This is a genomic window from Bacillus sp. 22446 (genome assembly GCF_052044955.1).
Classification (GTDB): domain Bacteria; phylum Bacillota; class Bacilli; order Bacillales; family Bacillaceae; genus Bacillus; species Bacillus altitudinis.
In genome coordinates this window covers 708,885-727,671 of record NZ_JBQEOD010000001.1, presented here as the reverse complement: position 1 = coordinate 727,671, position 18,787 = coordinate 708,885, and the positions used below count along the sequence as shown (strand labels likewise).

Annotated in this window: 17 protein-coding genes; 12 read left to right on the top strand and 5 right to left on the bottom strand. The window is 41.4% G+C overall.

What is annotated here, in order from left to right:
• Nucleotides 1-24 precede the first annotated feature (24 nt).
• Nucleotides 25-327 carry a YtpI family protein gene (locus tag ACTJJD_RS03845; RefSeq protein ID WP_008343164.1) on the bottom strand — a complete coding sequence of 101 codons (303 nt, stop codon included), beginning with the start codon at nucleotides 325-327 and terminating at the stop codon, nucleotides 25-27.
• Between the two features lie 147 nt (nucleotides 328-474).
• On the opposite strand from ACTJJD_RS03845, the gene ACTJJD_RS03840 reads away from it, so the two are divergent.
• The gene (locus ACTJJD_RS03840) at nucleotides 475-1,416 is read left to right on the top strand and encodes a DHH family phosphoesterase (protein WP_025207776.1); all 942 of its coding nucleotides are present in this window, start codon (nucleotides 475-477) and stop codon (nucleotides 1,414-1,416) included.
• A gap of 49 nt (nucleotides 1,417-1,465) precedes the next feature.
• Here the strand turns inward: ACTJJD_RS03840 and ACTJJD_RS03835 are convergent, their stop codons facing one another.
• From ACTJJD_RS03835 to ACTJJD_RS03825, 3 genes are all read right to left on the bottom strand, one after another.
• A complete protein-coding gene (locus ACTJJD_RS03835) occupies nucleotides 1,466-1,651 on the bottom strand; it encodes a hypothetical protein (protein WP_008346082.1) in 186 nt (61 codons plus the stop codon).
• A 109-nt stretch (nucleotides 1,652-1,760) separates the two neighbouring features.
• Entirely contained in the window at nucleotides 1,761-2,264 is a 504-nt protein-coding gene (gene ytrI / locus ACTJJD_RS03830) for a sporulation membrane protein YtrI (RefSeq protein WP_007501718.1), read from the bottom strand.
• A complete protein-coding gene (locus ACTJJD_RS03825; RefSeq protein ID WP_007501717.1) occupies nucleotides 2,261-2,602 on the bottom strand; it encodes a YtrH family sporulation protein in 342 nt (113 codons plus the stop codon). The genes ytrI and ACTJJD_RS03825 overlap by 4 nt, the downstream gene beginning before the upstream one ends.
• Before the next feature lie 137 nt (nucleotides 2,603-2,739).
• On the opposite strand from ACTJJD_RS03825, the gene dnaE reads away from it, so the two are divergent.
• The 7 genes from dnaE to ACTJJD_RS03790 all read left to right on the top strand — a co-directional run bounded on the left by dnaE (nucleotide 2,740) and on the right by ACTJJD_RS03790 (nucleotide 13,167).
• A complete protein-coding gene (gene dnaE / locus ACTJJD_RS03820; RefSeq protein ID WP_440608121.1) occupies nucleotides 2,740-6,075 on the top strand; it encodes a DNA polymerase III subunit alpha in 3,336 nt (1,111 codons plus the stop codon).
• A 141-nt stretch (nucleotides 6,076-6,216) separates the two neighbouring features.
• Nucleotides 6,217-7,449: an NAD(P)-dependent malic enzyme gene (locus ACTJJD_RS03815; RefSeq protein WP_007501712.1), complete on the top strand. Its 1,233-nt coding sequence runs from the start codon at nucleotides 6,217-6,219 to the stop codon at nucleotides 7,447-7,449.
• Nucleotides 7,450-7,753: 304 nt separating this feature from the next.
• On the top strand, nucleotides 7,754-8,629 hold the full coding sequence (gene accD, locus ACTJJD_RS03810) for an acetyl-CoA carboxylase, carboxyltransferase subunit beta (protein WP_440608120.1): 876 nt from the start codon (nucleotides 7,754-7,756) through the stop codon (nucleotides 8,627-8,629).
• The gene (gene accA, locus ACTJJD_RS03805; protein ID WP_008346075.1) at nucleotides 8,614-9,591 is read left to right on the top strand and encodes an acetyl-CoA carboxylase carboxyl transferase subunit alpha; all 978 of its coding nucleotides are present in this window, start codon (nucleotides 8,614-8,616) and stop codon (nucleotides 9,589-9,591) included. The genes accD and accA overlap by 16 nt, the downstream gene beginning before the upstream one ends.
• A 339-nt stretch (nucleotides 9,592-9,930) precedes the next feature.
• Entirely contained in the window at nucleotides 9,931-10,890 is a 960-nt protein-coding gene (gene pfkA, locus ACTJJD_RS03800; RefSeq protein ID WP_017358271.1) for a 6-phosphofructokinase, read from the top strand.
• Between the two features lie 27 nt (nucleotides 10,891-10,917).
• On the top strand, nucleotides 10,918-12,678 hold the full coding sequence (gene pyk / locus ACTJJD_RS03795) for a pyruvate kinase (protein ID WP_008346071.1): 1,761 nt from the start codon (nucleotides 10,918-10,920) through the stop codon (nucleotides 12,676-12,678).
• Between the two features lie 99 nt (nucleotides 12,679-12,777).
• Nucleotides 12,778-13,167 (top strand): FxsA family protein, encoded by a 390-nt coding sequence (locus ACTJJD_RS03790; RefSeq protein ID WP_007501703.1) that lies wholly within the window; start codon nucleotides 12,778-12,780, stop codon nucleotides 13,165-13,167.
• A gap of 24 nt (nucleotides 13,168-13,191) precedes the next feature.
• Here the strand turns inward: ACTJJD_RS03790 and ytvI are convergent, their stop codons facing one another.
• Nucleotides 13,192-14,310 (bottom strand): sporulation integral membrane protein YtvI, encoded by a 1,119-nt coding sequence (ytvI, locus tag ACTJJD_RS03785; RefSeq protein WP_440608119.1) that lies wholly within the window; start codon nucleotides 14,308-14,310, stop codon nucleotides 13,192-13,194.
• A 100-nt stretch (nucleotides 14,311-14,410) separates the two neighbouring features.
• On the opposite strand from ytvI, the gene ACTJJD_RS03780 reads away from it, so the two are divergent.
• The 4 genes from ACTJJD_RS03780 (at nucleotide 14,411) to mdh (ending at nucleotide 18,760) form a co-directional block, all read left to right on the top strand.
• Nucleotides 14,411-14,875 carry a DUF441 domain-containing protein gene (locus ACTJJD_RS03780; RefSeq protein ID WP_007501699.1) on the top strand — a complete coding sequence of 155 codons (465 nt, stop codon included), beginning with the start codon at nucleotides 14,411-14,413 and terminating at the stop codon, nucleotides 14,873-14,875.
• A 375-nt stretch (nucleotides 14,876-15,250) separates the two neighbouring features.
• Entirely contained in the window at nucleotides 15,251-16,369 is a 1,119-nt protein-coding gene (gene citZ / locus ACTJJD_RS03775; protein WP_008346063.1) for a citrate synthase, read from the top strand.
• Between the two features lie 146 nt (nucleotides 16,370-16,515).
• Nucleotides 16,516-17,787, top strand: coding sequence for an NADP-dependent isocitrate dehydrogenase (icd, locus tag ACTJJD_RS03770; RefSeq protein ID WP_024424789.1), 1,272 nt, complete (start codon nucleotides 16,516-16,518; stop codon nucleotides 17,785-17,787).
• Between the two features lie 34 nt (nucleotides 17,788-17,821).
• The gene (mdh, locus tag ACTJJD_RS03765; protein WP_007501693.1) at nucleotides 17,822-18,760 is read left to right on the top strand and encodes a malate dehydrogenase; all 939 of its coding nucleotides are present in this window, start codon (nucleotides 17,822-17,824) and stop codon (nucleotides 18,758-18,760) included.
• Nucleotides 18,761-18,787 lie beyond the last annotated feature (27 nt).

Below are 18,787 nucleotides of genomic sequence, written 5' to 3'. Positions count from 1 at the left end.
CGGCATGAATGCGCCCTTTCTCTATTATGCGTGGTCTTTTTCGCCTTCCTTTAAAAAGAGCGGAAGATAGTGCTTATAGGCTTTATATCCGGCCCATGTACTGCCGATACCAACTGCAACAAAAACAAACCCAATGACAAATGCGAGTGACGAGCGGTTTAAAAATAATTGATTCACACCGAAGAGCAGGACAAAGCAGCCAAGTGCCATACTTGATTTAGCAGACCAGAATTTCTTCTCGACCGGCCGGTTCGTACGGACATTTTTTGCTTTGTAGTATAAATAAAACATGGCAGAACAAATAATAAACACAATCAAAACAAGCATGTGCCAAGCCTCCATTGTAAGTGGTTACAACCCTATTTTAAACGTAAATAGGCTTGCTTACTAGAATAAATTGTCTATTCCTCACTTTTCTGTCTGGGTAGATTATGATTTAATAATAAAAAGAGTATCGCATAAGAAGGAGTATTTATGAAAAAAGAACTGATTAGAACCATATCATTATATGACACCATCATCATTCATAGACATGTAAGACCTGATCCAGACGCATATGGATCACAGTGCGGCCTTACGGAAATCTTGCGTGCCACCTATCCAGAAAAAAATATTTATGCGACAGGAACCCCTGAGCCATCCCTTTCATTTTTATATGAATTAGATGATGTGCCGGATGAAGTGTACAAAGGTGCCCTTGTCATTGTCTGTGACACTGCGAATCAAGCTAGAATTGATGATCAGCGCTATTCAATGGGCGATAAGCTGATGAAAATTGATCATCATCCGAATGAAGATCCGTATGGTGATTTGCTTTGGGTTGATACAGAAGCAAGCTCTGTTAGTGAAATGATTTATGAGCTGTATTTAGAGGGGAAAGAAGAAGGATATCAGCTGAATACAAAGGCGGCAGAACTCATTTATGCCGGCATTGTAGGAGACACAGGCCGTTTCCTTTTCCCAAACACAACGAAAAAGACACTCAAATATGCGGGTGAACTCATCGAATATCCGTTTTCATCATCAGACCTTTTCAATCAATTGTATGAGACAGATTTGAATGTCGTGAAATTAAATGGCTATATTTTTCAACATATCTCCTTATCAGAGAATGGCGTAGCTTCTGTTTTTATTAAACGTGACATTTTGGAGTCGTTCCAAACAACAGCGCAGCAAGCCTCACAGCTTGTTGGGACACTTGGAAATATTGCAGGGATTAAGGCATGGGTCTTTTTTGTGGAAGAGAACGATCAGATTCGTGTGAGATTCCGCTCAAAAGGCGTCGTCATTAACACCATTGCTAAAAAATATCATGGCGGAGGTCACCCGCTTGCAGCCGGTGCGTCCATATATGATTGGGCAGTTGCAGATGAGATTTTGCGTGATTTAGAAGAAGTATGTAAATCATCATCGTGAGAGAGGGGCTTCAAGTCCCCCTCTCTTTTTTTGAGCTTTGAGAAAAGGGTTACTTGGATACAGGGATAAACCAGCAGCCGATGTCAGTTGAATCTTCATAGGCTTGGAGATTTTGATGCTTTAATTCTTTTTTAATTAAATGGGCCATCATTTCTGTCTCAGCATAAGCACACATGCCGTCTTTAATCCGGCTTGCTTTGTCTCGTGCCATTTGACGATAGCTGTAAACCTCCATTGTTCTCACCTCTTTCTTATGATCATCTCGTTCTTCTTTTAGTGTATAAAAATAACAAGTGAAAAGCGATCATTGAGTGCAGAAATTCATAAAAATTCCACATCATCTATTATTCAGCAAAGGAAATACGTACTTCAAGCGAAAGTTTTGTATAGATGGTCAGTTCGGTGACTTTGGCGCGGTATGCCTTTTCTCTAATCGTATATTCTTTATTTTCCACGGTCCGTTTTAAGAGCTCTTTTGTTTTATAGACACTTTCAATATCCTTTGTGATCACCTCAGAGATATCTTCTTTCACCTGATCTTCAAATTTCAAGGTATCTGGCTCCGGGATTTTGTACTGCTCACGGTTGACGAGGTGAACGTCTACGCTCTGAATAAGCAGACGCTGCTTATTGTCTTCATTTAATTTATGCAAATCTTCCCGATAGAGTGTGATTTGTTCTTTCAGACTGTCCATATGGTGCTGCTGGCTTCTGAGCAGTGTCACCTGCTTCTCCTGAAAGGTGCCATACGTAAAGAGAAAAATCAGCCAGCTGATAATTGCGCCGAACATCATCCCAGCAAAAAAACGCTGCCAGCCTGGACGTTTATACAGCTCAGGCACCCTCATGATGATACATGCTCCTGAGTGAGCCACGTAATCAGGAGATACCCCGTTTGCGCACCGCCCATAGCAGAGATAATGAGCAAGATCTGCTTGAAAATATCACGTGTGTTCCCTTCGAAAATCCCTCTTTCAAAACTATAAACCGCATCAAAGGTTCCACCGATTGCCGCAACAAGTGCCCAAATTTTTAAGCGGTTGGCAAGACTTGAAATAATTGATAGCGGCGGCTGACCAGATAAATATGCACCTACCCCGCCTATAATGGCACCGCCCAAAATAACCCCTAGTGCGATAAAATAACAGCTAATAAAGTTTGGAATAAAGGCTTCCTTCACATCCATTTTTCCCACCTCACTCTATTCAATATATGGCGAATGCTGGACAAGTATGAACGAGCGGAAAAGAAAGAACATTTGTTTCTCACCGCATCGCGTTTTATAATGAAAGAATGAATTTAGACGAAAGGAGTGGATTAAGCATGTCCTATGTTCATCTTCAGGTCCACAGTGGATACAGCTTGTTGAGCAGTGCAGCGAAGGTCAAGGAGCTCGTATTAAAGGCGAAAGAACTTGGCTATCAAGCGCTCGCTCTTACCGATGACCATGTGATGTATGGAACGGTTGAATTTTATAAGGAATGTAAAACACATGGCATCAAGCCGATTATCGGTTTAACAGCTTCTGTCTTCATAGATGAACAAGAGACAGAGGCTTATCCTTTGATTCTCCTTGCCAAAAACAATGAAGGCTATCAAAACTTGATCAAAATTAGCAGTGTCTTGAAATCAAAGTCAAAAACCGGCCTGAAAGAGAAATGGCTGAAAGCCTATCATCATGGCCTTATTGCCATCACACCAGGCGTATCCGGCTATATTGAAACGCTGCTGCAACATGATCAGCTAGATGAAGCAAGGGATGCGGCCAGCCATTTAAAAGATCTTTTTGGTGAGGAACATGTGTATTTAGCCGTTCAGCCGTTTCAGCAGGACGAAGAGCTGTCTCATAAGCTCAGGGAACTCTCAAAAAGAGCGAACATCCCGCTTGTGGCAACAGGTGACGTCCACTATATCCATCAAGAGGACAAAACCGCATATACATGTTTAAAAGCCATTAAAGCAGGCCAGCAGTTATCAGAAATTGAGGAAGACCAAGGAGACAAGCATTTCAGATCGATCGAAGAAATGATGAAGTGGTATGGTGATAATCCAGAATTGCTGGCAAGAACGGTTGAGATTGCAAACCGCTGCGAGGTCGATTTAAATCTTGGCCAGACGAAACTGCCAACCTATCCGACGCCTGATCAATCAACCGCTGATCAATTTTTACGAAGAGTGTGCCAAGAAGGCATGAAACGAAGACAGATTGCTTCAAATGACACATATATCAAAAGGCTTGAGTATGAGCTGAGCATCATTCAAAAAATGAATTTCAGTGATTATTTCCTCATTGTGTGGGATTTTATGAAGTATGCTCATGATCATGGCATTGTCACAGGTCCTGGCCGGGGATCAGCAGCAGGCTCTTTAGTTGCGTATGTTCTGTTTATTACAGATGTCGATCCGATCCGTCACGGGCTTTTATTTGAGCGTTTTTTAAATCCTGAACGAATCAGCATGCCAGATATAGATATCGATTTTCCTGACACGAGAAGAGATGAAATCATTTCATATGTAAAAGACAAATATGGGGATATGCATGTGGCGCAAATTGTCACGTTTGGAACACTTGCCGCAAAGGCAGCTTTAAGAGATGTCGGACGTGTGATGGGAATTGATTCAAAAGCAGCAGACCGCCTTGCAAAGCTCATCCCATCAAAGCCAGGGACGACACTGAAAGAAGCGGTGACAGTCTCCTCAGAATTAAAAACACTGCTCCAGCAATCTGAAGAGCTGCAAAGAGTGTTTCAAACCGCTTTAAAGGTAGAAGGATTACCAAGACATACGTCAACACATGCAGCCGGCGTTGTCCTAAGTGAGGAGCCGCTCACACAAGTCGTGCCTATCCAAGAAGGCCATGATGGAGTGTATTTGACGCAATATGCGATGAATTATTTAGAAGATCTCGGTCTTTTGAAAATGGATTTTTTAGGTTTGAGAAACTTAACATTAATTGAATCCATTAAAAACCAGATTGAAAGACAGGAAAACGTCCACATTAACTTTAGTGACATTTCATATGAAGATCAGAAAACGTTTGATTTGTTATCAGCAGGAGATACAACGGGGATTTTCCAGCTGGAGTCACAAGGTATGCGTCAGGTGCTGAGACGACTGAAACCTTCTAGTCTAGAAGATATCGTGGCTGTCAATGCCTTATACCGCCCGGGGCCGATGGAGAATATCCCGCTCTTTATCGACCGAAAGCATGGCAGAGTGAAAGTCTCCTACCCGCATCCAGATTTGTATGACATCTTAAAGGATACATATGGGGTCATCGTCTATCAGGAGCAAATCATGTTGATTGCAGCAAAGATGGCAGGCTTTAAGCTGGGCGAGGCTGATCTACTAAGAAGAGCCGTTTCAAAGAAAGATAAAAAGGTGCTTGATGAAGAGCGAAGCCATTTTGTTGAAGGATGCCTAAAAAAGGAGTATCCTGTTAACATTGCAAATGACGTTTATGACCTAATCGTCAAATTTGCAAACTATGGTTTTAATAGAAGCCATGCTGTTGCATATAGCATGATCGGCTTTCAGCTTGCTTATTTAAAAGCGCATTATCCGTTATATTTTATGTGCGGTCTTTTAACGAGTGTGATTGGAAATGAAGACAAAGTGGCTCAATATTTCTATGAGGCAAAGGAAAAAGGGATATCTGTGTTGAAGCCTTCTATTAATAAGAGCGAATTTCCATTCACGGTTGAAAAAGGGGAGATCCGCTACAGCTTAAGAGCGATTAAAAATGTCGGAGTGTCAGCTGTAAAGGATATATACAGAGCAAGACAGGAAAAGCCATTTGAAGATTTATTTGATTTTTGCGCAAGGGTATCAACAAAGAGTGTCAACCGAAAAACGATTGAAGCCCTCATTTTCTCAGGGGCAATGGATGAACTTCATCCAAATCGTGCTTCGTTATTAGCATCGATAGATATTGCGTTAGACCATGTGTCATTTTTAACACCTGAGGATCAACTGGACTTTCTTGGGGATACAACGTTCTCCATTAAGCCAAAATATGCGGAGATAGACGAACTGCCGCTTGTTGATCTCCTGCAATTTGAAAAAGAGGCACTCGGGTTATATTTATCAAATCACCCTGTACAAGCGTATCGAGATCGCTTAAGAGAGAATGGTGCGGTGGAAATCATCAGACTTTCTTCCTATATAAAGCGAAAGATCTCAATGGGTGGTCTTTTGACAAAGGTGAAATCGATTCGGACAAAAAATGGACAATCGATGGCATTTGTCACATTCGGGGATGAAACGGGAGAAATGGAAGGTGTCGTCTTTCCAGAGCAATTTAGAAAGCTGTCCCCCTTACTTGAGGAGGGCGCAATGCTTTATGTTGAAGGCAGAATAGATGTCAGAAATGAGAGCAGTCAAATCATCGTGCAAGAAGCTGTTCTACTGGAAGAGATGGGCTCTAAAAGAAAAGAATCTGTCTACATTCGAGTCAAAGAAGAGAACCATACGCAGGAGCTGCTAGAACAAGTGAAGCGAGTAATCTCCATGCACAGGGGAGAAGCAGATGTCTATTTGTATTATGAAAAGCAAAAAAAGACGATGAGACTTCCAGATGCATACAAAGTTCATGCAGATCATGCGGTCATTTTCCAGTTAAAAGAGCTGCTAGGTGAACAAAACGTTGTGATTAAATGATGACAAATCGTCTGAATATGTTTTACAATTTCACCTATTGTGTTATCATTTTAAAGATTCTGTGTATTTAAACTGCCAAGTATGTGCTTATCAACTTAGCAATTCATTAAATCATTTTCCACTTGAAGGAGTGTTCATCACATGTCATTAAGAGAAGAAGCATTACATATGCACAAAGAGAATCAAGGCAAACTCGAATCAAAATCAAAGGTACAAGTGAAAAATGCGAAAGACTTGAGCTTGGCTTACTCACCAGGTGTGGCAGAGCCATGTAAAGATATTTATGACGACACAAGCAAAGTGTATGATTATACAATGAAAGGCAATATGGTCGCTGTTGTCACAGACGGAAGTGCTGTGTTAGGGCTTGGAAACATTGGGGCAGAAGCATCTCTTCCAGTAATGGAAGGAAAAGCTGTCTTATTCAAAAGCTTTGCAGGTGTTGATGCATTCCCAATCGCACTTGCAACAAACGATGTAGACAAAATCGTTGAAACAGTGAAGCTTCTTGAGCCGACGTTTGGCGGCGTGAACCTTGAAGATATTGCAGCACCAAACTGTTTTATCATTGAAGAGCGTTTGAAAAAAGAGACAAACATTCCTGTTTTCCACGATGATCAGCACGGGACAGCGATTGTAACAGTGGCAGGACTTGTGAATGCACTGAAGCTGTCTGGAAAATCAATGTCTTCAATTAAAGTGGTTGCAAACGGCGCTGGAGCAGCAGGAATTGCGATTATCAAACTTCTTTATCATTTCGGTGTACGTGATATCATCATGTGTGATACAAAAGGCGCTATTTATGAAGGCCGTCCGAATGGTATGAATGCAGTGAAAAATGAAGTAGCTAAATTCACGAACCAAGATCGTAAAGAAGGTTCTTTAGAAGAAGTGATTGAAGGCGCAGATGTCTTTATCGGCGTTTCAGTAGCAGGTGCTTTAACTAAAGAAATGGTTGGAAAAATGGCAAAAGATCCTGTCATCTTCGCAATGGCTAATCCAAACCCAGAGATCATGCCAGAAGACGCACATGCAGCAGGTGCAAGTGTTGTAGGAACTGGCCGTTCTGACTTCCCGAACCAAGTGAACAACGTCCTTGCATTCCCTGGTATTTTCCGTGGAGCGCTTGATGTACGTGCGACACACATTAACGAAGAAATGAAAATTGCAGCTGTTGAAGCGATTGCTTCCCTTGTATCAGATGAAGAATTGTCAGCGGAATACGTTATCCCTGCACCATTTGATGCACGAGTAGCGCCAGCGGTAGCCAAAGCAGTGGCAAAAGCAGCAATGGAAACGGGCGTTTCAAGAATCAAAGTAGACCCAGAAGCTGTTGCAGAAAAAACAAGAAAATTAACGATTATCGGCGAGTAATCGAATTGGAAAAGTGTGCACGTTCTTTCTGAATTTGGAGGAAAAACGTGCACCATTTCCTCTCTTACACGAAATTTTTTTCATCCTAAATGAGATTTTTTTGTAGACGTTCACAATTCACATATACCAACTACTCAGCGCCCCAAACCTATACTCATTTCTCATCAATTCCCCCTGAAAAAATTGAATGAAGGATGACAGCGTTTGACAAAAAAAGTACAATAGTTTCGGTACAGTTATGACATGTCCTATAATAGTGGATGTGCGTGTAAAGAAAAAACCCTTCAAAAAGGGAGGTAGTCATTTGTCAATCAAGAATATTTTCAGTAAAAAGAAAAAATATGCATCTGTACCCTCTGAACAGGCAAGTCAAGATGTGCCTGAAGGCATCATGACCAAATGTCCGCAATGTAAAAAAATAATGCTCACCAAAGAACTAGATAAAAATTTACGTGTTTGCATGAATTGCGGCAGACATTTGCAAATGAATGCAAAACAACGTATTGAAAGCCTTGTAGACGAAGGCACATTTGAAGAATTTAACGGTCACCTCATTTCTGAGAACCCGCTCGGTTTCCCAGGCTACGAAGAAAAGCTTCAGAAAGACAGAGAAAAAACATCTTTGAATGAAGCCATCGTAACAGGAAAAGGTGAAATTAAAGGTCAAAGTGCTGTCATTGCTGTCATGGATGCCACGTTCCGTATGGGCAGCATGGGCTCAGTTGTTGGTGAAAAGATTGCATTAGCTATTGAGAAAGCAAAAGCGGACAAGGTGCCATTTATCATCTTCACTGCATCTGGAGGAGCAAGAATGCAAGAGGGGATTCTTAGTCTGATGCAGATGGCAAAAACAAGTTCAGCATTAAAGCTGTTCAGCGAGGATCAAGGTCTGATTATCTCTGTGATGACCAATCCGACAACTGGCGGTGTATCAGCTAGTTTCGCGTCTCTCGGTGATTACAACTTTGCAGAGCCTGGTGCATTAATTGGTTTTGCTGGTCGAAGAATCATTGAACAAACCATTCGTGAAGACCTACCTGAGGACTTCCAAACGGCTGAATTTTTAATGAAGCATGGTCAGCTAGATGCTGTGATTCACCGTGCAGAAATGAAAGAAACATTAGGCCAAATCTTAGCATTACACAGCACAGGAGGTGAACGAGAGTGGCTGGAGAACTAGAATTTGAAAAACCTGTCATTGAACTTCGAGCGAAAATTGATGAATTGAAAAAGTTCACACAAAACTCAGAGATGGATTTAAGTGCGGAAATTGAGCGCCTTGAAACGCGTCTGAGTAAGCTTGAAACAGACATTTATACAAATTTAAAGCCGTGGGACAGAGTACAAATTGCTCGTCATGCGATGCGCCCAACAACTCTCGATTACATTCAAGAGCTGTTTGATAACTTTTTCGAATGTCACGGTGACCGTTTTTATGGCGACGATGAAGCCATCGTTGGAGGAATTGCTACGTTTAAAGGACTTCCTGTCACAGTCATTGGTCATCAGCGCGGAAAAGACACAAAAGAAAACTTGCGCCGTAATTTCGGGATGCCGCATCCAGAAGGTTACCGTAAAGCATTGCGCTTGATGAAACAAGCAGATAAATTTAATCGTCCAATCATTTGCTTTATTGATACAAAAGGAGCTTATCCTGGTAAAGCAGCTGAAGAACGCGGGCAAAGTGAAGCAATTGCGAAAAACCTTTTCGAAATGGCAGGACTTCGTGTACCGGTTGTCTGTATTGTCATTGGAGAAGGCGGAAGTGGCGGAGCACTAGGCTTAGGCGTAGGAAACCACCTATTTATGCTAGAGAACTCAACATATTCAGTGATTTCACCTGAAGGTGCAGCAGCACTGCTCTGGAAGGACTCATCACTTGCGAAAAAAGCTGCAGAATCAATGAAAATTACCGCTCCAGACCTAAAAGAATTAGATATTATAGATGATGTTATTAAAGAAGTGCAAGGTGGAGCACACCGAGACGTGAAACAACAAGCAGCCTACATTGAAAAAACATTAAAACAGTCACTTACATCTTTGCTCAAACAATCGCCTGAAGAATTAGTCGAACAAAGATATCAAAAATACAAAGCAATCGGCAAAGTATCGATTGAAAATCAATATATTGGGGTAAACTAAATAAACGTACAGCCTTTTGGCTGGCGTTTATTTTTTTCGTCTTTTTTCATCAAAACGATCTGATGTAAGCGCTATTTGAAAATAATTTTCTTTTGTTTTCATAAAATTTGAAACGTCTGAAAACGTTGATTTCACAAGGTTTAGAGCACTTGAATCAACTGTTTTTTGAACAAAGTGCTTTCATGACTTTCTTAACTTTTGTTTAAAAACATTTTATTTAATTGTATAATAAGTACGGTTTTAGAAATTCGTATTGAAAACATCCGGTTTTGCTCATGATTGTTTTCAAGCAGTGGAAATGGTATGTTTAATTCATATATGGTCTCTGAGGTGAAAAAGATGAAGCGTATAGGAGTTTTAACGAGCGGTGGGGATTCCCCAGGAATGAATGCAGCTGTGCGCGCAGTTGTAAGGAAAGCAATTTACCATAATGTAGAAGTTTACGGTATTTATAATGGATATTCAGGTCTAATTAACGGTAAAATTGAGAAACTCGAAATAGGTTCAGTAGGCGATATCATTCATCGTGGGGGAACAAAACTTTACACGGCAAGATGTCCTGAATTCAAGACAGTTGAAGGTCGTGAAAAAGGGATTGAGAACTTAAAAAAATTCGGTATTGAAGGACTTGTTGTCATCGGTGGAGATGGCTCATTCATGGGAGCGAAGAAATTAACAGAGCTCGGTTTTCCATGTGTAGGTGTCCCTGGCACGATTGACAATGACATTCCTGGTACTGATTTCACTATTGGCTTTGATACAGCACTAAATACAGTCATTGATGCCATTGATAAAATTCGTGATACAGCCACATCTCATGAACGTACATACGTAGTGGAAGTAATGGGAAGACATGCAGGGGATATTGCCCTTTGGTCAGGTCTTGCAGGCGGAGCTGAATCGATTTTGATTCCTGAAGCAGACTATGACATGGACGAAATTATTGCCAGATTGAGAAGAGGACATGAGCGCGGCAAGAAGCACAGTATCATCATCGTCGCAGAAGGCGTAGGCAGCGGTGTCGAATTTGGTAAGAGAATTGAAGAGGAGACAAGCCTTGAAACGCGTGTATCTGTCTTAGGACATATTCAGCGTGGAGGTTCTCCAAGTGCGTTTGACCGAGTGCTCGCAAGTCGCTTAGGAGCGTATGCAGTAGAACTTCTTCTTGAAGGAAGAGGCGGACGCTGTGTAGGCATTCAAAGCAACGAACTCGTTCATCACGATATTTTAGACATCTTAGATAAAAAGCATACAGTCGATCAAAATATGTACCGACTTTCACAAGAGCTCTCTATATAAAACGAGAAGACCTTAGGAGGAACAGTAATGAGAAAGACAAAAATCGTTTGTACAATCGGTCCAGCAAGTGAAAGCATTGAAAAGCTGACTGAATTGATTGAAGCAGGAATGAATGTAGCCAGACTAAACTTCTCTCATGGAGATTTTGAAGAGCATGGTGCACGTATTGAAAACATTCGCAAAGCAGGTAAAACTTTAGGCAAGGACATTGCGATCCTTCTTGATACAAAAGGTCCAGAGATCCGTACACGTACAGTTGAAAACGGCTCAATTGAGTTAGTTGCTGGTGCTGATCTTATCGTGAGTATGGAAGACATTGTGGGAAACACTGAAAAAATCAGTGTGACGTACGAAGATTTAATTCATGATGTAGAAGTGGGCTCAACCATTTTATTAGATGATGGTCTGATTGGTCTAGAAGTAAAAGAATTAAATAAGGACCGAAAAGAAATCGTCACAAAAGTGATGAATACAGGTACACTGAAAAACAAAAAAGGTGTCAACGTACCAGGTGTGAGTGTGAACTTGCCGGGTATTACAGAAAAGGATGCCAATGATATTCTGTTTGGAATTGAACAAGGTGTCGATTTCATCGCAGCTTCTTTTGTAAGACGAGCTTCTGATGTTCTTGAGATTCGTGAGCTGCTTGAAAAGAACAACGCAGCTGACATTCAAATCATTCCGAAGATTGAAAACCAAGAGGGCGTTGATAACATCGATGAAATCCTTGAGGTATCAGATGGACTGATGGTCGCGCGTGGAGATCTTGGTGTAGAGATTCCGGCAGAAGAAGTACCACTTGTTCAAAAAATGCTGATCAAAAAATGCAACCGTTTAGGCAAGCCTGTCATCACAGCAACTCAAATGCTGGATAGCATGCAGCGTAACCCGCGTCCAACTCGTGCAGAAGCAAGTGATGTGGCAAATGCTATTTTTGATGGTACAGATGCGATCATGCTATCTGGTGAAACAGCAGCAGGAACATATCCAGTTGAAGCTGTGCAAACGATGCACAACATTGCCTCACGTTCAGAGGAAGCACTTAACTATAAAGCGATCCTTTCTCGCAGAAGCGAAGAAGTAGAAGTCAGCATTACAGATGCGATCGGTCAATCTGTTGCGCACACAGCTATGAAGCTTGATGTGGCGGCAATTGTGACACCTACTGAGAGCGGTCATACAGCGAGAATGATTTCAAAATATAGACCAAAAGCACCAATCGTAGCAGTCACAGCAAACGAATCAGTGGCAAGAAAACTTTCACTCGTATTCGGTGTATTTGCAAAGAGCGGTTCAAAAACGACATCTACTGATGAAATGCTTGAGAATGCAGTAGAAAAGTCAATTGAAACAGGCTATGTAAGACATGGTGATTTAATCGTGATTACAGCTGGTGTGCCAGTTGGTGAAACAGGTACAACGAACTTAATGAAAGTGTATGTTGTCGGTGACATCATTGCGAAGGGTCAAGGAATTGGCCGCAAATCTGCATTTGGACCGGTTGTTATTGCACAAAGCGGAAAAGAAGCAGAGGAAAAAATGTATGATGGTGCGATACTTGTCGCAAACTGCACAGATCGTGATATGATGGGTGCTTTAGAAAAAGCGTCTGCCCTTATCACGGAAGAAGGCGGTTTAACAAGCCATGCAGCAGTCGTTGGGCTTAGTCTTGGAATTCCAGTCATTGTCGGTCTTGACAGTGCCACAACACTTCTAAAAGAAGGCGAAGAGATTACAGTAGATCCAGCACGCGGAGCGATCTACAAAGGCCGTGCAAGCGTCCTTTAAATCACACACGAGGGGAGTTATCTGACTCCTCTCTTTTTTTATGTTACACTAAAAAAAGTAAACAGCTTTCGATGAAAGAGACCCCATGAGGTGATATGGTTGAAAAAATATTTTCTACTATTATTGATTCTGTTCCCAGCAGTGGAAATTAGTTTATTTTTAATCTCAAGTAACATCATTGGTATTTTACCAACGATGCTAGTCATTGTGCTAACAAGCGCATTAGGTGCTTACTTTGCAAGAAAACAAGGAATAGAAGCATTTCAGAAAGTGCAGCGAGATTTACAATATGGCAAAATGCCAGGGGCCACCATTGTCGATGGCTTCTGCATTCTGATTGGCGGGTTGCTGCTGCTCATACCTGGATTCCTTTCTGATCTGATTGGGGCTGTGCTGCTCATTCCCATGACAAGAAAACGGATCAAGCCGCTCTTTGAGCGCTGGCTTAGAAACATGTCCAATCGCAAACGCTATACGATTATACGATAAAGAGACCTTCGCATCAGGTCTCTTTTACTTTTGCGCACCATACCGAATGTACTGATAAAGGTCTCTGAAAACCCCTGCATTACGAAACGCCTGCCAAACGACAAGAGAAGCGGGACCGAGTGCAAGTCCAAGAAAACCAAAGCATTTTAACCCGACAAACAGTGCCACAAGTGTTGCTAAAGGATTAAGACCGATTGATTTACTTAAGACTTTTGGCTCTGATATTTGTCTTTGAATGAGCACCACAATATACAAAATGCCCAGTCCAATGGCGAGTGAAAGATTTCCTGTCATGGCGGAGTAAATGATCCACGGAAGAAAAACCGTGCCACTCCCGATGTAAGGAAGTAAATCAACTAGACCAATACATAGAGCAATCACAATCGCATGCTCGACCTTTAAGATGAAAAGTCCAATCAGCACGATCCCAATGGTCATGGCAACAAGGAGAAGCTGGGCTTTCATAAAGCCAGAAATGGCTTTTTTGATTTCAGATAAAATGGCACGTGTATGAAGCATCCATTTGGCGGGAAAGATACGAGAACCATATTTTTTTAACGTAAACCAATCTTTTGTGATAAAAAAAGTCGCTAGTGCGGAAAATAAAAGCGTCGCTGCTGCATCAGGCAAAAGACCTAAAAAAGCTGGAATGAATTCAAGAGTTTTTGAAAGGAAAGTCCCGATTTTTGCCGCTGCTTCGTCACCAAGTGCTTGGATTTGTCCTAAAATCGATTCCTTTTGACCTGCTTGAAGTGTATTAAATTGAGCAGTCAAATCATGATATAAAGGCAAAATCTGATCCGTGAAAAAACGTTCCACAATCCCAATCATTTGATCAAGATGACCTGGCAGTACCTTTGCTAAATAAGCACTTCCTGAAATGATTTCCGCCACTAAAAGTGTCATGAATCCGGCGGCTACCATTAAAAAGAGTAATAGCACAATGATGACAACAAAACCTCTTGGCATCCCGGTCATGTTTTCGATTTTGCATACGGCTGGATGAATCAAACACGACACGGCAAATGCAATCCAAAATGGATATAAAAACGGAAAAGACTGATATAAAAAAACAACCGCACAAACGGCGATGCTGAAAATCATCAAACTTCGCAAAAAAATGCCCACATAAGTGTGATTCACACAATCCCCTCCAAAAAACAAGCATGTCCGATACTTCATTTTATTCAAAAAGATTAGTAATATGAAAAGGTCGCAATAAAAAGAAAGAAAGGAGCGGCGTATGTTTACTCAAGCTAATTTGTTTTTGGTTCTTTTACTCGTTATTGCACTTATTGCAAAAAACAATTCGTTAATTTTAGCGGTCTCTGTGCTGATTGCCATTAAGCTGATTGGCCTGGATCAAAAAATATTCCCGGTTCTGCAATCAAAAGGTATCAATTGGGGTGTGACGGTCATCACGATCGCTGTGCTTGTACCGATCGCAACAGGGGACATTGGATTTAAACAGCTTGGAGAAGCAATGAAATCCTCTTATGCTTGGATTGCACTCGGAGCGGGTATATTAGTAGCATTAATTGCAAAAAACGGCATTGTGCTACTCGAAAACGATCCGCATATCACAGCAGCGCTTGTATTCGGTACGATTTTGGCAGTCAGTTTATTCAAAGGTGTGGCTGTTGGCCCGCTGATTGGTGCTGGAATTGCCTATTTAGCGATGCAAGCAGTGAAATTTTTCAGCGGTTAAAAAGAGAGTGGCTCATGCCACTTTCTTTTGATATTTTTTCTGACGTGAGCTTTTGCAAAAAAACATAATTAAATATATTAAAAGAAGCAAAATCCCTTTATTCCATGCCCGAACCGGAAGGCTGGAAAAAAAAATATCAAAAAAAATTATAGTTAAACATTTAACAAATGTCTGATTATTGTTTATAATGGGAATAGGCTTAATTTTGAACTCATTGATCAAACAAGAGATATGAGGCTAAAAGCGCTCTAACCGTATAGGTAAATGTAAGCATTTTCTTTTCTAAACCTGCCAGCCTATTTTGGTTGGATAGCGCTTTCAAAAAGCGAGAATTTTGCAACGAAGGGGAATCTTTTTAAAAAGGGGAGATTGAACATGACAGCAACAAGAGGTCTTGAAGGTATCGTGGCAACAACTTCATCCGTAAGCTCAATTATTGATGATACTCTTACTTATGTAGGGTACAATATCGATGATTTAACTGAAAAAGCGACTTTCGAAGAAATTGTCTACCTGTTATGGCACTTAAAGCTGCCGAATGAGCAGGAGCTAAGCGAGTTAAAGCAGCAGCTCAATGAAAATGCTCATATTCCGCAAGAGATTATTGAGCACTTTAAATCTTATTCGCTGGATGGGGTTCATCCAATGTCTGCGATTCGTACAGCGGTATCCTTATTAGGTTTACTTGATGACGAATCAGAGATTATGGACAAAGAAGCGAATTACAGAAAAGCCATTCGCTTACAAGCGAAAATTTCTGGACTTGTCGCTGCATTCTCACGTATTCGAAAGGGACTTGAGCCTGTACAGCCAAAAGAAGAATACAGCTATGCTGCAAACTTCTTATATATGCTGAACGGCGAAGAGCCTTCACCAGTAGAAATTGAAGCGATTGATAAAGCGCTCATTCTACATGCGGATCACGAATTAAACGCATCGACATTTACAGCACGCGTATGTGTTGCTACACTATCAGATATCTACTCTGGTGTAACAGCGGCTATCGGCGCATTGAAAGGACCACTTCATGGCGGCGCGAATGAAGGCGTAATGAAGATGCTGTCAGAAATTGGCGAAGTTGAAAACGTAGATTCCTATATTCATGGTAAGCTAGAGAAGAAAGAGAAAATTATGGGCTTTGGCCACCGCGTTTACCGCCAAGGTGACCCGCGTGCAAAACATTTAAAAGAAATGAGCCAGCGCTTAACAAATCTCACAGGCGAGCCAAAATGGTATGAAATGTCTGTACGCGCAGAGGAAATCGTGACATCAGAGAAAAATCTTCCACCAAATGTTGATTTTTATTCTGCTTCTGTCTATCACAGTCTTGGGATTGATCATGACTTGTTTACACCAATTTTCGTGATCAGCCGATTCTCTGGATGGATTGCTCACATTTTAGAGCAATATGACAACAACCGTCTGATCCGTCCAAGAGCTGACTATATTGGACCTGATCTTCAAACGTTTGTTCCGATCAGTGAAAGAGACTAATGTTTATAGAATAGCGGAGGCTGATCCATCTAAACCAATCAGCCTCCATATCAACAAAACACGAATCACGTGAAAAACTTCTTGGCTTGCAGACATCAAGCTTGGAAGTTTCAAATATTCACTACATAACCTGGGAGGTAATATCATTGTCACAAGGCGAAAAAATTACAGTTACTGGCGGCGTATTGAATGTACCAAATAATCCAATTATCCCGTTTATCGAAGGGGACGGAATCGGTCCTGACATTTGGAAAGCAGCATCAAGAGTTCTTGAAGCAGCTGTAGAAAAAGCATATAAAGGTGAAAAGCAAATCACTTGGAAAGAAGTATATGCAGGTGAAAAAGCTTACAATAAAACTGGCGAGTGGCTTCCAGAGCAAACACTTGAAGACATTCGTGAATATTTAATCGCGATCAAAGGACCACTGACAACACCAATTGGCGGAGGAATCCGTTCATTGAACGTGGCACTAAGACAAGAGCTTGATTTATTCACATGCTTACGTCCAGTTCGCTGGTTCAAAGGTGTACCATCTCCTGTGAAACGTCCAGAAGACACAGACATGGTCATCTTCCGTGAAAACACTGAAGATATCTATGCAGGAATCGAGTATGCAAAAGGATCAGACGAAGTGAAGAAGTTAATCGACTTCTTGAAAAACGAATTAGGTGTGAATAAAATCCGTTTCCCAGAAACATCAGGTATCGGAATCAAACCAGTTTCTGAAGAAGGAACATCTCGTCTTGTCAGAGCAGCGATCCAATATGCGATTGACCAAGGCCGTAAATCTGTGACACTTGTTCACAAAGGAAACATCATGAAATTTACAGAGGGAGCCTTCAAAAACTGGGGCTACGAAGTGGCTGAAAAAGAGTTTGGCGACAAAGTCTTTACATGGGCACAATATGATCGTATTGTAGAACAAGATGGAAAAGATGCGGCAAACAAAGCGCAAAGTGAAGCAGAAGCTGCTGGCAAAATCATTGTCAAAGACAGCATTGCAGATATTTTCCTTCAACAAATTTTAACTCGTCCAGCTGAGTTCGATGTTGTCGCAACAATGAACTTAAACGGAGACTACATCTCTGATGCACTTGCAGCACAAGTTGGTGGAATTGGTATCGCACCTGGTGCAAATATCAACTACGAAACAGGACACGCTATTTTTGAAGCGACTCACGGAACAGCACCGAAATATGCTGGTCTTGATAAAGTGAATCCATCTTCTGTTCTTCTATCAGGCGTGCTTTTACTTGAGCACCTTGGATGGCAAGAAGCTGCTGATTTAGTGATTCAATCTGTTGAAAAAACAATTGCATCTAAAGTCGTCACGTACGATTTTGCTAGATTAATGGACGGTGCAACAGAAGTGAAATGTTCTGAGTTTGCTGACGAGCTCATCAAAAACTTGTCTTGATTCTTAAACTTTAAAGTTAAAGGGGAAAAAGGAAATGGCAAACAAGCGTAAAAAAGTATCTGTCATCGGAGCAGGCTTTACTGGAGCAACTACAGCATTTCTAACAGCTCAAAAAGAATTAGCGGATGTCGTATTAGTGGATATCCCTCAGCTTGAGAACCCGACAAAAGGGAAAGCACTTGACATGCTGGAAGCAAGCCCTGTTCAAGGCTTCGATGCGAATATTACAGGAACTTCTAACTACGAAGATACAGCCGGTTCTGATGTCGTGGTCATTACGGCAGGAATTGCAAGAAAGCCGGGAATGAGCCGTGACGACCTCGTGTCAACAAATGAAAAAATCATGCGCAGTGTGACACGTGAAATCGTTAAATATTCTCCAGAAGCGATCATTGTTGTGTTAACAAACCCTGTTGATGCAATGACATATGCAGTTTATAAAGAATCAGGATTACCAAAAGAAAAAGTCATCGGACAATCAGGAATTCTTGATACAGCACGTTTCCGTACGTTCGTTGCTCAAGAATTAAACCTATCTGTGAAAGATGTGACGGGCTTTGTTCTTGGCGGACATGGGGACGACATGGTTCCTCTTGTACGTTACTCTTATGCAGGCGGTATCCCGCTGGAAACATTAATTCCTAAAGAGCGAATTGATGCAATTGTTGAAAGAACAAGAAAAGGCGGCGGTGAAATCGTCAACCTATTAGGTAACGGTAGTGCGTATTATGCACCTGCTGCTTCACTCGTTGAAATGGTTGAGGCGATCTTAAAAGATCAACGCCGCGTCATGCCGACGATTGCATACCTTGAAGGTGAATATGGCTACGAAGGCATTTACCTTGGAGTTCCAACAATCGTAGGTGGAAACGGCCTTGAGCAGATCATCGAGCTTGAGCTGACAGAAGAAGAAAGAAGTCAGCTTGACCGTTCTGTTGAATCTGTAAAGAACGTCATGAAAGTATTGTCTTAATATGAATAAAAAAGAAGGCTTCTCGTA